This window comes from Sinorhizobium sp. FG01, assembly GCF_002531875.1.
Lineage (GTDB): Bacteria > Pseudomonadota > Alphaproteobacteria > Rhizobiales > Rhizobiaceae > Sinorhizobium > Sinorhizobium fredii_C.
Genome location: NZ_NWTB01000007.1, coordinates 71,221 through 85,267, shown reverse-complemented (window position 1 = coordinate 85,267; position 14,047 = coordinate 71,221). Strand labels below are relative to the sequence as shown.

The following is a 14,047-nucleotide window of genomic DNA, read 5'->3' as shown; positions in this document are numbered from 1 at the left end:
CGTTTTTCGAAGTCGGAGCGGGATTCCACCGCTCGCGGCGGCACTCCCACCGCCCGTTCGGACGATTCATAGCAGGTCAAAGCTTGGCCGCAATTAGACAAAAGCACATTCGGAAGTGAAGAATTGCAATTTCGAGACAACAACGATATAGAACGCTCAATTCCCGGAAATCAGTGGTAGACTCCACGGCCCGCGACACCGGCGCGGACGGACGAAAGGACTATATCCATGGCTCAGCAATTGCTTATGCCCAAGGCAACGGCCGTCTGGCTCGTTGACAACACCGCGCTGTCGTTCGACCAGATCGCGCAGTTCTGCAAGCTGCACCCGCTCGAAGTCAAAGCGATAGCCGACGGTGAATCGGCGCAGGGCATCAAGGGCCTCGATCCGATTGCCACCGGTCAGCTTTCGCGCGACGAGATCGCCCGCGGCGAGGGAAATCCGAACCATAAGCTCAAGCTCTCCGAGCCGAAGGTCCGCGTGCCGGATTCGAAGCGCAAGGGCCCGCGCTACACCCCGGTTTCGAAGCGGCAGGACCGTCCGAACGCCATTCTCTGGCTGGTCCGCAACCATCCGGAACTGAAGGACGCACAGATCTCACGCCTCGTCGGCACGACAAAGTCGACGATCGAACAGATTCGCGAGCGCACCCATTGGAACTCGGCCAACTTGACGCCGATGGATCCGGTCACCCTCGGCCTCTGCTCGCAGATCGATCTCGACCTGGAAGTCGAGCGCGCCGCCAAGGGCCGCCCGTTGCCGACGGCAGCCGAGTTGGGCGCCACGCTCGAGTCGGCACGGGAAACCGAGAAGATCGACTACAGCTTCGATCGCGAGGAAGAGAAGGAAATCGACGCCGACGCCGTCTTCGCCAAGCTGAAGTCTCTGAAGTCGGACCGTAAGGACGAAGACGAAGACGACAACTACTGATCGCCTCGTCACCGGTGATGAAATGCAGAACCCGGGCCGCAGGTCCGGGTTTTTTGTTGGCTTTAATTGCAAGCGTAAGGGCGTAATTTGCCCACTTAATAAGCCGAGCCGGTCGAATCATCGAGGTTGTGGCGTTCGGTGCCCTTGAGCGGCGGATTGAAGATGCTGACGAGGATCAGGTCCTTGTCGCTACCGCCACGCAGATAGTGCCTGTCATGTTTGTCGAGCACATAGATGTCGCCCTGTCGGATGGGAAAGACATTGCCTTCCATGTCCTCCACCTCACCCTCTCCGGCGATGCAATAGCAGGCTTCGAGATGGTTGCGGTATTGGAGCAGCGACACGGTTTTCGCCCGCACCACCGTGTGGCAGACGGTAAATCCCATCCCGTCCCTTTCCGTCAGCAGGCGGTGGCTGGTACCGCTTCCCCACTCAACGAAGTGATCGGTGGTTTCGACATCTTGCAGGCTGCGTACGAACATGCTGTTCTCCAATGTGTAAGAGCGTTTGACAAATCAGGGAGAACCGGCTCTCGTCGGTCACCTTGAAGTCCTTTATTCCCCGGAGTACCGGTTCGTACAAACGACGATTCCTCATCGGATAGTTGAGGAGAATTTACATATGCTGCCTCCCCTAGGCGCACTTCGCGTCTTCGAAGCCGCCGCCCGACTTGCGAGCTTCTCGCGGGCCGCCGACGAGTTGCATGTCACCCATGCCGCCGTGAGCCATCAGATGCGGCAGTTGGAAGAGTGGTTCGGCCGCCCGCTGTTCCTGCGTGAAAAGCGCGGCGTCCGGCTCGCGACCGAAGCCGAACGGCTCGCGGAAGCCCTCTCGGCCAGCTTCGAACGGATTGCCGCCGAAGCGGAAGCCTTGAAGCTCAGAACGAAATCGGGAATCACCGTCGCCTGCATTCCCTCGATCGCGACGCGCTGGCTGATCCCGGCGCTCGGCGGTTTCCTGGCCGCCCATCCCGACATTACCGTCAAGGTGATCTATGCCACGGCTGCGCAACGCCTGCGCGAAACCGGCTGCGATGTGCTGATTACGTTGGGCGCCGATACGTCGGATAGCGTCACTTGCGAGCGGCTTTTTTCCCGCGTCAACCGGCCGGTGGCCAGTCCGCGCTATCTTGAACGGAGGGGTGGACTCGACAATGCACAGCAGATCGCAGCGGCGCATCTCCTGCACGACGAGACGACCGCCCATTGGCAGCAATGGTTCGCCCGAGCCGGCATAACTCCGCCGGGACCAGCGAAAGGCCCGGTCTTTCAGGATTTCAATCTGCTCGCGACGGCCGCCATCGCCGGCCACGGCGTTGCCCTCTGTCCGGTCGAGGTATGCCGGCGCGAGATCGCCAATGGCGACCTGATCGTACTTTCCGAGACGTCCATCCTCGAAGAGGAGAGCTATTTCCTGATCTGCAGGACTGCGCGCCAGAAGGCCGCACCCATCTTCTGCGCCTGGTTCAAAGGCGTAGTCGAACTGCAGGCCGGCTGATGTCCCGCGTCAGACGCCGATTCCCTTGGCATGCAGCGCTTCGGTGATCTCTTCGAGAATCGCGGGGTCGTCGATCGTGGCCGGCATCTTCCAGGGCTGCCGGTCGGCGATCTTCTGGATCGTCGCGCGCAGGATCTTGCCCGACCGGGTCTTCGGCAGCCGCTTGACGCAAATCGCGGTTCGGAAGGCGGCGACCGGGCCGATGCGCTCGCGGACGAGGGCGATCACTTCCTTCTCGATCTCCGCCGTCTCACGGGAAACATTCGCGTTGATCACTAGGAAGCCGGCCGGAACCTGCCCCTTCATCGGATCGGCGATGCCGATCACCGCACATTCGGCAACATCCGGATGGCTGGCGCAGACCTCCTCCATGGCGCCTGTCGAAAGCCGGTGACCGGCGACATTGATGATGTCATCGGTACGGGCCATGATGAAGACATAGCCCTCCTCGTCGATGTAGCCGGCGTCGGCCGTCTTGTAGTAGCCGGGATATTCCTCGAGATAGGCGGACCGAAAGCGGTCGTCGGCCTTCCAGAGGGTCGGCAGGCATCCGGGCGGGAGCGGCAGCTTGACGACTACATTGCCGAGCGTGCCGGCCCTGACCGGATGGCCGGCATCGTCAAGGACCTGCACGTCATAGCCGGGGAGGGGAACAGCGGGCGATCCGTATTTCACCGGCAGCAGGCCGAGGCCGAGCGGATTGCCGGCAACCGGCCAGCCGGTCTCCGTCTGCCACCAGTGATCTATGACCGGAACGCCGAGCGCCCGCTCGGCCCAGCGGATCGTGTCCGGATCGGCTCGCTCTCCCGCAAGATAAAGCGCCCGGAAGCGCGACAGGTCATGACGGGCAGCGTGGGAGGCTTCCGGATCCTCCTTGCGGATCGCTCTGAGCGCCGTCGGGGCGGTGAACATGACCGCTACGCCGTGTTCGGCAATGATCCGCCAATAGGTGGCTGGATCGGGCGTCCCCACCGGCTTGCCTTCGAAAAGCACCGAGGTGCTGCCATTGAGGAGCGGTCCGTAGACGATATAGGAGTGCCCGACCACCCAGCCGATGTCGGACGCCGCCCAGAACACCTCGCCGGGCAGGACGCCGAAGAAGTTTTCCATCGACCATTTGAGGGCGACCATGTGGCCGCCATTGTCGCGCACCACGCCCTTCGGCTGGCCGGTGGTTCCGGACGTGTAGAGGACATAGAGCGGATCGGTGGATGCGACCGCCGCACAGGGCGCTTCCTCGCCGGCCCGCTTCGCCGCTGCAAGGGCGGCGGCGAAATCGATATCGCGGCCGGGTACCATATCGGCGGCAAGCATCTCGCGCTGGAAGATCAGGCAATGGGCGGGCTTGTTGCTGGCGATCTCGATCGCCTGATCGAGCAGCGGCTTGTAGGAGACGGTGCGGCCGGGTTCCAGCCCGCAGCTTGCCGACACGACGAGCTTGGCCTGGCAATCGTCGATTCGCACGGCGAGTTCGTTGGCGGCGAAACCGCCGAAGACGACCGAGTGCACGGCGCCGATCCGCGCCGCCGCCAGCATGGCGATCGCGGCCTCCGGGATCATCGGCATATAGATGATGATCCGGTCGCCCTTGACGATGCCGAGCTTGCCATAGACAGCGGCCATCGCCTTGACGTCGGCGAGCAGCGCCGCATAGGAGATCTTCTCAATCCGCCCGGTGACAGGACTGTCATAGATGAAGGCCGTCTGTTCGGCACGACCGGCCTTCACGTGGCGGTCGAGACAGTTGTAGCAGGTGTTGGTTACGCCATCCGGAAACCAGTGACCGTACGTTCCGAGTTCGGCGCCGAAGATGCGGCGGGGCCTTTCGAACCAGTCGATTGCCTCTGCGGCCTCGGACCAGAACCCACTCGGATCGGCTTTCCATGCGGCATACACGTCGGAATAGCGGCTCGCCATTTCCGTTCTCCTCCACTGACTTCCGGACGGATTGGCCCGGCTCCTCGGTCCTGAAGGATAGGCCTGTGGAGCGAAAGATGAAGCCCGACGAAAGAGTAATGGAGCGGAACAGCGGGTTCCGAGCTTCACCTCAAGATTCAAGAAAATCAGCGCCTACCGAAAATCGCCGATCCGACCCGCACGCTGGTGGCGCCGAAGCTGATGGCCGTTTCGAAATCGCCGGACATGCCCATGGACAGGCGGGTAAGGCCGCATCTGGCGGCGAGCTTGGCAAGCAAGGCGAAATGCGGACCCGGATTTTCGTCGATGGGCGGGATGCACATCAGCCCTTCTACGTCGAGACCGAGCTCCGCGCGGCAGAGGTCGACGAAGGCAACTGTGTCCTCCGGCGCTATTCCAGCCTTCTGCGGTTCAAGCCCGGTATTGACCTGCACATAAAGCCGGGGTCTGCGGCCCTGTCGCTCCATCTCGGCGGCGACGGCGCGGGCGATCTTCTCGCGATCGATCGTCTCGATCACATCGAAAAGGGCGACGGCGTCGGCCGCCTTGTTGGATTGCAGCGGACCGATCAGGTGGAGCTCGATATCGGGCGTCTCGGCCTTCAACTCCGGCCACTTGCCCTGCGCTTCCTGGACGCGGTTCTCGCCGAACACACGCTGCCCTGCGGCAATCGCCGGCCGGATCGCGTCCGCCTCGAAGGTCTTCGAGACGGCGACGAGCATGACGACGCCTTCAGCCCGTTTCGCCGCCTTTTCGCTCATGCGAATCCGGCTCAAGACATCGTTCAGTCGTTCCTCTACGTCCATGCTTGTGCTCCTTGCCATTCGAGGCTTGCAAGCCGAATTATTGAAACTTGCCGTGCTTGCCAAGCCCGGCCAAGCCGAGGTCGGCCAATTCCGCCAAAGTACGGCGCGCCCGGCCTTCAAAACTTGACGGTCAGGCGGTTTCATGATGAAGGTCAGGCCAACTATCACAAGGGCGCCTTAGCCCCGCAGATTTTCCGGAACATCGACAGAGACATGGCTACCGAACGATATAATCCGCGTGACGCCGAACCGCGCTGGCAGCAGGAATGGGATGCGCGCAAGGTCTTCGAGACGAGGAACGACGATCCGCGTGAAAAATACTACGTGCTCGAGATGTTCCCCTATCCGTCCGGGCGGATCCATATGGGGCATGTGCGCAACTACACGATGGGCGACGTCGTCGCCCGCTACAAGCGCGCCCGCGGCTTCAACGTGCTGCATCCGATGGGGTGGGACGCCTTCGGCATGCCCGCCGAGAACGCCGCCATGGAGCGCGGCGTGCATCCGGCCGGCTGGACCTATCAGAACATCGCGGCGATGAAGGCGCAGCTCAAGGTCATGGGCCTGTCGCTCGACTGGAGCCGCGAATTCGCCACCTGCGATCCGGCCTATTACCAGCGCCAGCAATATCTGTTCCTCGACTTCCTGGAAAAAGGTCTGGTCTACCGCAAGCAGTCGAAGGTCAACTGGGATCCGATCGACAACACCGTGCTCGCCAACGAGCAGGTGATCGACGGTCGCGGCTGGCGCTCCGGCGCGCTGGTCGAGCAGCGCGAGCTGACCCAATGGTTCTTCCGTATCACCGATTTCAGCCAGGACCTGCTCGACTCGCTCGACACGCTGGATCAGTGGCCGGAAAAGGTGCGGCTGATGCAGAAGAACTGGATCGGTCGCTCCGAGGGGCTGTTGCTCCGGTGGGAACTCGATCCTGAGACCGTTCCCCGCGAGAGCAGCGAACTGACCGTCTACACGACGCGGCCCGACACGCTCTTCGGCGCCTCCTTCCTGGCGATTTCGGCCGACCACCCGCTTGCCAGGGAAGCCGCCGCCAGGGATGCGGCGGTCGACGCCTTCTGCGAGGAATGCCGGCGCGCCGGCACCTCGCTCGCCGCCCTCGAAACGGCCGAGAAAAAGGGCATCGACACCGGCATTCGCGCCCGCCACCCGTTCGATCCGAACTGGGAACTGCCCGTCTATGTCGCCAATTTCGTGCTGATGGACTATGGCACGGGCGCCATCTTCGGCTGCCCTTCCGGCGACCAGCGCGACCTGGACTTCGCCCGCGCCTACGGCCTGCCGGTCGTGCCGGTGGTGATGCCGAAGGATGCCGATGCCGCTTCCTTCACGATCGGCGACGAAGCCTATGTCGGTGACGGCGTGATGATCAATTCGCGCTTCCTGAATGGTCTCTCCACGGAAGAGGCCTTCGAGGCGGTCGCCTCGAAGCTCGAAAATGAGACGCTGAACGGCGCGCCGCGTGCGGAGCGCAAGGTGAATTTCCGCCTGCGCGACTGGGGTATCTCCCGGCAGCGTTATTGGGGCTGCCCGATCCCGGTCATCCATTGCGAGGCTTGCGGCGTCGTTCCGGTGCCGAAGGCGGATCTGCCGGTCACCCTGCCGCCGGACGTCACCTTCGACAAGCCGGGCAACCCGCTCGACCGGCACCCGACCTGGCGGCATGTCGCCTGCCCTGAATGCGGCAAGGATGCCCGTCGGGAAACTGACACGATGGACACTTTCGTCGATTCCTCCTGGTACTTCACGCGCTTCACCGCGCCCTGGGAGGACAAGCCGACCGATCCGAAGGTCGCCAATCACTGGCTGCCGGTCGACCAGTATATCGGCGGCATCGAGCACGCCATCCTGCACCTGCTCTATTCGCGCTTCTTCACCCGGGCGATGAAGGCGACCGACCACGTGGCGCTGGACGAACCGTTCAAGGGTCTGTTCACACAAGGCATGGTCGTGCACGAGACCTATAGCCGCGGCGAGGGTGCGCAGCGGGAGTGGGTCACGCCGGCCGAAATCCGCATCGAGGAAATCGACGGCCGCCGCCGTGCGGTCTTGATCGAGACGGGGGAGGAAGTCGCCATCGGCTCGATCGAGAAGATGTCGAAATCCAAGAAGAACGTCGTCGATCCCGACGACATCATCGCTTCCTACGGCGCCGACACGGCACGCTTCTTCGTGCTCTCCGATTCGCCGCCGGACCGCGACGTGATCTGGTCCGAGGCGGGCGTCGAAGGCGCTCACCGCTTCGTACAGCGCGTCTGGCGGCTGGTGGGAGAAGCCGCGGAAGGCCTGCGCGGCGTAAATGCTTTGCCGGCTAAGGAAGGCGAGGGGTTGGCGATTTCTCAGACCGCCCATCGTACGCTCCGCGCCGTCGAAGCCGACTACGACAAGCTTGCCTTCAACAAGGCTGTCGCCCGCATCTACGAACTCGTCAACGCTCTTGCCGCACCGCTGACGCAAGTCGCCGCCGGCAAGGCCGACGGGTCCGTTACCGCTGCGGTCAAGGATGCAACGACGATCCTCATCGACCTGATTGCACCGATGATGCCGCATCTGGCGGAAGAGTGCTGGCGCGAGATCGGCGGTGAAGGGCTGATCGCCGAACGCCCATGGCCGGCCTTCGACCCGGCACTCGTCGTTGAGAACGAAATCACCTTGCCGGTGCAGATCAACGGCAAGAAACGCGCCGATTTGACAATCGCGCGCGACGCAGATCAGAGTGCGATCGAAAGCGCCGTCCTCGCGCTTGACGCCGTCCAGGCGGCGCTCAACGGCGGCAAACCGAAAAAAATCATCGTCGTGCCCCAAAGGATCGTCAATGTCGTTGTCTGAGAAAGCTGGCCTTCGTTCCCGCTCCTTTGGCGTGCTTGCCGGCACCTTGCTGCTAGCGGTACTGGCCGGTTGCCAGGTGCGTCCGCTCTATTCGGACGGCCCGACCGGCGCCACGTCCGCGGCCCTTGGCTCCGTCGAGATCTCGGAAGCCGACGACCGCGTCGAACAGGAAGTGCGCAATGCCTTGATCTTCCTGGCCGCCGGCGGTCGGGGCGAGCCCGTCAACCCGCAATACCATCTCGCCCTCAACGTCTCGCACCGGACGATGGGCGTGCTTTACGACGATGCCGAGGACCGCGCAGCCGCCGGCCGCATCGTCGTCAAGGCGGACTACAATCTGACGCGGACGGCGACAGGCGAGACGGTGAAGGCCGGCTATCGCTCGGCGGTTGCGCTCGCCGACTTCCCGGAACAGGAATTTGCCAAGGTGCGCGCCGTGCGTGACGCCGAAAGCCGCGCCGCAAAGGAACTGGCGGAACTCATCAGGGCCGATATCGCCGCCGCCCTTGGCCGCTGAGGACCGGTTAGTCGGATGAGCGAGGTCAAGTCGCACGAATTCGACAGCTTTTTGAACAGAGGCGCGTCGAACTACCGCCTTTTCCTGCTCTACGGCCCCGATCGCGGCCTTGTCTCGGAGCGCGCCGGGCAGCTTGCCGGCCGCTCCGGCGTTACTCTCGACGATCCGTTTGCCCTCGTGAAGCTTGACGCGTCGGAGCTGCAGCAGGGGGCCGGCCGGATACTGGACGAGGTCAATGCCATCGGTCTCTTCGGCGGCGAGAAACTCGTCTGGATCCGCGGCGCCTCGGGCGAGAAGGCGGTCGCCGAGGCGCTGCAAGTCCTCGCCGACAGCCCCCCCGCCGGCAGCACGCTCATCATCGAGGCCGGCGATCTCAAGAAGGGGGCAGCGCTCAGGAAGATCGGCGAATCCTCGCGGGCCGTCGCCTCGGTCGCCTGCTACAGCGATGATGCGCGCGGCCTGCACGCCCTGATCGACAAGGAACTCGCCGAGGCGGGTTTGCGCATAAGCCCGGCGGCGCGCGAGCATCTTGTTGAAGCGCTCGGCGGCGATCGTATCGCCTCGCGCAACGAGCTGCGCAAGCTCGCGCTCTACTGCCGCGGCAAGGATATTGTCGACGAGGAGGATGTCCTCGCCATCGTCGGTGATGCCAGCGCCATTTCTGTCGATGACGCGGTGGATGCGGTGCTCCAGGGTGACATCGATGCGCTGCTGCACGCCATGAAAAAGATCACCACGTCGAAAACGCCGCCCTTCCTGGTGCTGCAGGCCTGCCTCCGGCAGTTTCAGCAACTGGACGTAATGCGCGCCGAAATGGACGCGAACCGGCAACAGGCAAGCCAGGTGGTCGCAAGCCTCGGCCGCGGCCTGCATTTCCGGCGCAAGCCGATCGTCGAGGCGGCGCTGAAACATTGGACCGCGCCTGCGATCCGGCGCGAACTCGGCCGCCTGCAGGCGACCATCTATCAGAGCCGTGCCCGGCAGAGCCTCGAGGAAAGCCTCGTGCTGCAAAACCTGCTGGCAATAGCTATTCAATCGGCACGGCGCTGAAGGCCACCGCCGCGGTTGTAGACTCAGCTCCATGCGAACCGAGCGCTTTCTTCAATAGAGCGCAACGGAGTTGCCGCCACGTCACTGCAGGAAATTGTGCCGCTCGGACGAGAATGGTCCGGCGTAGGCACTCGCTGGTCAACTGCTCTCCGGCGACAGGAGCGCGATCTTCAGCGCCGTTCAAGCAGCCGGCAGATCTCCTCGAGCTGATCGAGCGTCTTGTAGGCGATCCGAAGGTGTCCGCCGGAGGCCTTGTGGCTGACGGTAACTTCCAGCCCCAGGCTGTCCGAAAGCGTCCGTTCCAGCGCCAGCGTGTCGGCGTCCTTTTCCTCGCGATGCCGCCCCTTGGCGAAGTTGGGATCGTTCTGGGCCTTGATGTCGTTCTGCGCGAGGCGCTCCGCGTCGCGTACCGAGAGCCCCTTGGCAACGATCGAGCGCGCCAGCGCCACCGGATCGGAGGTCGGCACCAGGGCGCGGGCGTGGCCCGCAGAGAGGCTGCCGTCGGAAAGCATGTCGCGCACCGGCTCCGGCAATTTTAGCAGCCGCAGGCTGTTGGCGACGTGGCTGCGGCTCTTGCCGATGATGTCGCCGAGGTCGTTCTGGGTGTAGCCGTGCTCGGCAATCAGCTGTTCGTAACCGAGCGCCTCTTCCAGCGGGTTGAGATCGGAGCGCTGGACGTTTTCGACGATTGCAATTTCCAGCGCCGTCCGATCGTCGACGTCGCGCACGATCACCGGAATCTCGGTGAAGCCGGCAAGCTGAGCGGCGCGCCAACGGCGCTCGCCCGCAATAATTTCGTAGCGTTCATGACCGACGGTGCGGACGACGACTGGTTGAACAATGCCATGTTGGCGGATCGAACTTGCCAGATCCTGCAGTTCCGCCTCGTCGAATTGCCGACGCGGGTTGCGCGGGTTGCGCGAGACGAATTCAATTGGCACACGCCGGTCGGCATTGACCGGGCTCGTCGGCGCCGTTCCGCTTTGCAACGGCTGATCCATCTCGCCGATTAAGGCGGCCAAGCCGCGACCAAGGCGTCTCTTGGAGCTGTCATCGTTCATACTACACCCGATGATTACGAAACCGAAACAATCATGCAGCCCTGCGCTGCCGCTCACGCTGGATGACTTCCGAGGCCAGCTGGAGATAGGCCTGACTACCGGCGCATTTGAGATCATAGAGAATGGCCGGCTTGCCGTAGGATGGAGCCTCAGAAACACGGACGTTCCTGGGAATCAACGTGTGATAGACCTTCTCGCCCAGATGTGTCCTGACATCGCTGACGACCTGCTGGGCGAGATTGTTGCGCGAGTCGAACATTGTCAGCACGATTCCCTGGATGTCCAGGCTCGGGTTGACGGTGCGACGGACCTGATCGACCGTCTCCAGCAGCTGGCTCAGACCCTCAAGCGCGAAGAACTCGCATTGAAGCGGCACAAGCACCGAATGCGCCGCCGCCATGGCATTCATCGTCAGCAGGTTAAAGGAGGGCGGGCAATCCACGAGAACGTAGGAATAGGTGAGTGCCTCGGGCGCGGCGAGCGCCTTGCGCAGGCGGAAAACCCGATCGGACTCGCGAGAAATCTCCATTTCGACGCCGAGTAGATCCATGGTCGACGGGACGATGGCCAAGTTCGGCACCGCTGTCTCTTGGGCAATCTCGCCGATCGAGTGGCTCCCCATCATCAGCTCGTAGGATGACAAATGCCTATCGCGCCGCTGGATGCCCAGTCCGGTGCTGGCGTTCCCCTGAGGATCGAGATCGACGATCAGGACCCTTTCGCCGATCGCCGCCAGCGCTGTCGCCAGGTTGATTGCGGTGGTCGTCTTGCCGACGCCGCCTTTCTGATTGGCAATGGTGATGATCCGATTTCTTGGGCCAAACATGCTTCGCTCGCCTATCACTTCGTCCGACGTGAAAGATTTGCAATCTCGAGCACAACCGAATCCGGCTCGACGACACTTGCATGTTTTACCAGATCGAATTGAAAGCGGCTAACCGCTTTATCAACTTCCGTTTGATAATCCCGGCCTTTATGAAAGAAGGCGACGGTTTTCGCGTCGTTCTGAAGCATCCACGGCGCGCAATAGTCAAGCAATTGCGACAAATCGGCGAGCGCACGGGCCGAAATCGCGTCACAGCGCGGGATAGCGGAAGGGGTTTGCTCGATTCGAATCGGATGAACCGATCCGCGGGCCCCCGTTTCGTTGAGAGCAACGCGCAAAAATGCAGCCTTCTTGTTGTTGCTTTCGACGAGATGGACCCATCCATCTGAAAATTCGGAGAGACAGATGGCAGTGATAACGCCTGGGAAACCGCCGCCGCTGCCAAGATCTACCCAGACCTTGGGCGAAGGAGACAGCTGAAAGATCTGCAGACTGTCTAGTATATGGCGCTGCCACAGATCCTCAAGCGTAGACGGTGCCACAAGGTTGATCGACTTCGCCCACTTCTGAAAAAGCCCGGCGAAATGCTCCAGCTTTTCGTGCGTTTCACGTGAAACACGCAGCGCTTTCATGCGCTCGGCAGGACTCGCTTTCATTGCGCCGCACGCCCCGCAGCCAACGCACCGCGCTCCTGCCGCCGCAACCAGGACAGCAGCAGCGACACGGCCGCGGGGGTCATCCCATCGACCTTCATCGCCTGCGCCAAATTGCACGGCCGCTGCTGCGCCAGTTTTTGCTTCAGCTCGTTGGAGAGCCCCGGCAAGTCGCTATAGTCAAAGTCGTCCGGAATCGATGCGCTCTCTTCTCGCCGAACACCGGCGATGTCTGCCGCCTGGCGCTCCATATAGACGGCATAAGCAGCATCGATCTCCAGCGCTTCGATGACGCGCCGATCAATTCCTTCGAGCTGCGGCCACAGCGGTTTCAGCCCATCGATCCTCTGATCCGGGTAGGAAAGGATTTCGAAGGCTGAACGCCGCTGGCCGTCCTGGTTGAGCTTGAGGCCAAACCGCTTGCCCTCGGTCGGTGTGATCGACAGCGATTGCAGGAGCGTGCGGCCGTTCTCATAGGCACCCCTCCACGATGCAAAGCGGGCCCGGCGCGCCTCCCCAACGCAACCGAGCTCGATGCCGACCGGGGTCAAACGCATGTCGGCATTGTCGGCCCTAAGTGACAGGCGATACTCCGCCCGCGAGGTGAACATCCGATAGGGCTCGCTAATTCCGCGCGAGGTCAAATCGTCGACCATCACGCCAATATAGGAGTCTGTCCGGCTGAAGATGAAGGGCTCCCGGCCCGTCGCTGCCAGCGCGGCGTTGAGGCCGGCGACCAGGCCCTGCGCTCCAGCCTCTTCATAGCCGGTCGTTCCATTGATTTGACCAGCCAGGAACAGCCCGGGCATTTTTCGAACCGCCAACGACAACTTGAGCTCGCGCGGATCCACGTGATCATACTCGATGGCGTAGCCGGGCTGAAGAATCGCCACATCCTCGAGGCCAGGAATGGTGCGGATGAAGGCTTCCTGGACTTCCTCCGGCAACGATGTAGATATGCCGTTGGGATAGACGGTGTCATCGTCCAGTCCTTCGGGTTCGAGGAAGATCTGGTGACCGTCCCGTTCGCCGAAGCGGACGATCTTATCTTCTATCGACGGGCAGTAGCGCGGGCCGACTCCCTCGATCTGACCGGAATACATCGCCGAGCGGTGAATGTTGTCGGCAATGATTTTGTGGGTGGCGTCGGTCGTCCGGGTTACGCCGCAATCGATTTGGCGATTGATGATCGTGTCGGTCATGAAGGAGAAGGGCACCGGCTGCTCGTCCGGCCCCTGCCGGCCAACGCGGTCCCAGTCGATCGTCCGGCCGTCCAGCCGCGCGGGCGTGCCGGTCTTCAACCGTCCGAGCGTCAGGCCGGAGCGGGAGAGCGTCTCCGACAAGCCGAGCGACGGCTCTTCGCCGACGCGGCCAGCCGGAACCTTGCGATCGCCGATATGAATCAGTCCCTTGAGGAAAGTCCCCGTGGTCAGTACCACCGAGGCGGCCCTAAGGGCCCTGCCATCCTTCATGACCACGCCGGTGACGGCGTCGCCACCGGTCAGAAGGTCAAAGGCGTCACCTTCGATGACCGTGAGATTTTCAATAGCGCCGATCTCCCGCTGCATCGCTTCGCGATAGAGCCGACGATCCGCCTGTGTGCGCGGTCCCCGGACCGCAGGCCCCTTGCGCCGATTGAGGAGCCGGAACTGGATGCCGGCGGCATCGGCGACGCGTCCCATCAGCCCGTCGAGGGCGTCGATCTCCCGAACCAAGTGCCCCTTGCCGAGGCCGCCGATCGCCGGGTTACAGGACATCACCCCGATTGTCTCGATTTTGTGGGTAACCAGAGCCGTCTGCGCGCCAAGCCGCGCCGCCGCCGAAGCGGCTTCGCAGCCGGCATGACCTCCGCCAATTACGATGACATCATAGCTCGTCATAGACACTCCCGCGCTCGGGTGTTGATTGTTAATCGCCGTATCAAGAAGGTTTCACGTGAAACGAGC

The 14,047-nt window shown here is 62.6% G+C and carries 12 protein-coding genes; 5 read left to right on the top strand and 7 right to left on the bottom strand.

The window, feature by feature from the left end; translation table 11 throughout:
* Nucleotides 1-228 precede the first annotated feature (228 nt).
* Nucleotides 229-930 carry a DUF1013 domain-containing protein gene (locus tag CO656_RS12825; RefSeq protein WP_097526030.1) on the top strand — a complete coding sequence of 234 codons (702 nt, stop codon included), beginning with the start codon at nt 229-231 and terminating at the stop codon, nt 928-930.
* A gap of 95 nt (nt 931-1,025) precedes the next feature.
* Here the strand turns inward: CO656_RS12825 and CO656_RS12820 are convergent, their stop codons facing one another.
* Nucleotides 1,026-1,412: an ectoine synthase gene (locus CO656_RS12820; protein ID WP_097526029.1), complete on the bottom strand. Its 387-nt coding sequence runs from the start codon at nt 1,410-1,412 to the stop codon at nt 1,026-1,028.
* A gap of 139 nt (nt 1,413-1,551) precedes the next feature.
* On the opposite strand from CO656_RS12820, the gene CO656_RS12815 reads away from it, so the two are divergent.
* Nucleotides 1,552-2,427: a LysR substrate-binding domain-containing protein gene (locus CO656_RS12815; RefSeq protein ID WP_097526027.1), complete on the top strand. Its 876-nt coding sequence runs from the start codon at nt 1,552-1,554 to the stop codon at nt 2,425-2,427.
* A gap of 9 nt (nt 2,428-2,436) precedes the next feature.
* Here CO656_RS12815 and CO656_RS12810 read toward each other — a convergent pair whose 3' ends face one another.
* Both CO656_RS12810 and CO656_RS12805 read right to left on the bottom strand, forming a co-directional pair.
* A complete protein-coding gene (locus tag CO656_RS12810) occupies nt 2,437-4,344 on the bottom strand; it encodes an AMP-binding protein (protein WP_097526026.1) in 1,908 nt (635 codons plus the stop codon).
* 146 nt (nt 4,345-4,490) lie between these two features.
* Nucleotides 4,491-5,150, bottom strand: a complete 660-nt coding sequence (locus CO656_RS12805) for a YggS family pyridoxal phosphate-dependent enzyme (protein WP_037418404.1) — start codon at nt 5,148-5,150, stop codon at nt 4,491-4,493.
* Nucleotides 5,151-5,363: 213 nt separating this feature from the next.
* On the opposite strand from CO656_RS12805, the gene leuS reads away from it, so the two are divergent.
* The 3 genes from leuS to holA are packed head-to-tail and all read left to right on the top strand — an operon-like array spanning nt 5,364 to nt 9,561.
* On the top strand, nt 5,364-7,994 hold the full coding sequence (gene leuS / locus CO656_RS12800; RefSeq protein ID WP_097526210.1) for a leucine--tRNA ligase: 2,631 nt from the start codon (nt 5,364-5,366) through the stop codon (nt 7,992-7,994).
* Nucleotides 7,981-8,511, top strand: coding sequence for an LPS assembly lipoprotein LptE (gene lptE / locus CO656_RS12795; protein WP_037418408.1), 531 nt, complete (start codon nt 7,981-7,983; stop codon nt 8,509-8,511). Before leuS ends, lptE begins: the two co-directional genes overlap by 14 nt.
* Nucleotides 8,512-8,526: 15 nt before the next feature.
* The gene (gene holA / locus CO656_RS12790; protein WP_097526025.1) at nt 8,527-9,561 is read left to right on the top strand and encodes a DNA polymerase III subunit delta; all 1,035 of its coding nucleotides are present in this window, start codon (nt 8,527-8,529) and stop codon (nt 9,559-9,561) included.
* Between the two features lie 170 nt (nt 9,562-9,731).
* Here holA and CO656_RS12785 read toward each other — a convergent pair whose 3' ends face one another.
* The 4 genes from CO656_RS12785 to mnmG are packed head-to-tail and all read right to left on the bottom strand — an operon-like array spanning nt 9,732 to nt 13,981.
* Entirely contained in the window at nt 9,732-10,622 is an 891-nt protein-coding gene (locus tag CO656_RS12785) for a ParB/RepB/Spo0J family partition protein (protein WP_037418412.1), read from the bottom strand.
* Nucleotides 10,623-10,653: 31 nt separating this feature from the next.
* Nucleotides 10,654-11,448 (bottom strand): ParA family protein, encoded by a 795-nt coding sequence (locus CO656_RS12780; RefSeq protein WP_097526024.1) that lies wholly within the window; start codon nt 11,446-11,448, stop codon nt 10,654-10,656.
* A gap of 14 nt (nt 11,449-11,462) precedes the next feature.
* Entirely contained in the window at nt 11,463-12,104 is a 642-nt protein-coding gene (rsmG, locus tag CO656_RS12775; RefSeq protein ID WP_097526023.1) for a 16S rRNA (guanine(527)-N(7))-methyltransferase RsmG, read from the bottom strand.
* On the bottom strand, nt 12,101-13,981 hold the full coding sequence (gene mnmG, locus CO656_RS12770) for a tRNA uridine-5-carboxymethylaminomethyl(34) synthesis enzyme MnmG (protein WP_097526022.1): 1,881 nt from the start codon (nt 13,979-13,981) through the stop codon (nt 12,101-12,103). Before mnmG ends, rsmG begins: the two co-directional genes overlap by 4 nt.
* Nucleotides 13,982-14,047: the final 66 nt, after the last annotated feature.

Excerpts from the sequence above, each read along its gene's own strand:
- mnmG (WP_097526022.1), bottom strand. The coding sequence starts at position 13,981 with ATGACGAGCTATGATGTCATCGTAATTGGCGGAGGTCATGCCGGCTGC.
- CO656_RS12815 (WP_097526027.1), top strand. The coding sequence starts at position 1,552 with ATGCTGCCTCCCCTAGGCGCACTTCGCGTCTTCGAAGCCGCCGCCCGA.
- rsmG (WP_097526023.1), bottom strand. The coding sequence starts at position 12,104 with ATGAAAGCGAGTCCTGCCGAGCGCATGAAAGCGCTGCGTGTTTCACGT.
- lptE (WP_037418408.1), top strand. The coding sequence starts at position 7,981 with ATGTCGTTGTCTGAGAAAGCTGGCCTTCGTTCCCGCTCCTTTGGCGTG.
- CO656_RS12805 (WP_037418404.1), bottom strand. The coding sequence starts at position 5,150 with ATGGACGTAGAGGAACGACTGAACGATGTCTTGAGCCGGATTCGCATG.
- CO656_RS12780 (WP_097526024.1), bottom strand. The coding sequence starts at position 11,448 with ATGTTTGGCCCAAGAAATCGGATCATCACCATTGCCAATCAGAAAGGC.
- holA (WP_097526025.1), top strand. The coding sequence starts at position 8,527 with ATGAGCGAGGTCAAGTCGCACGAATTCGACAGCTTTTTGAACAGAGGC.
- leuS (WP_097526210.1), top strand. The coding sequence starts at position 5,364 with ATGGCTACCGAACGATATAATCCGCGTGACGCCGAACCGCGCTGGCAG.
- CO656_RS12820 (WP_097526029.1), bottom strand. The coding sequence starts at position 1,412 with ATGTTCGTACGCAGCCTGCAAGATGTCGAAACCACCGATCACTTCGTT.
- CO656_RS12810 (WP_097526026.1), bottom strand. The coding sequence starts at position 4,344 with ATGGCGAGCCGCTATTCCGACGTGTATGCCGCATGGAAAGCCGATCCG.
- CO656_RS12825 (WP_097526030.1), top strand. The coding sequence starts at position 229 with ATGGCTCAGCAATTGCTTATGCCCAAGGCAACGGCCGTCTGGCTCGTT.
- CO656_RS12785 (WP_037418412.1), bottom strand. The coding sequence starts at position 10,622 with ATGAACGATGACAGCTCCAAGAGACGCCTTGGTCGCGGCTTGGCCGCC.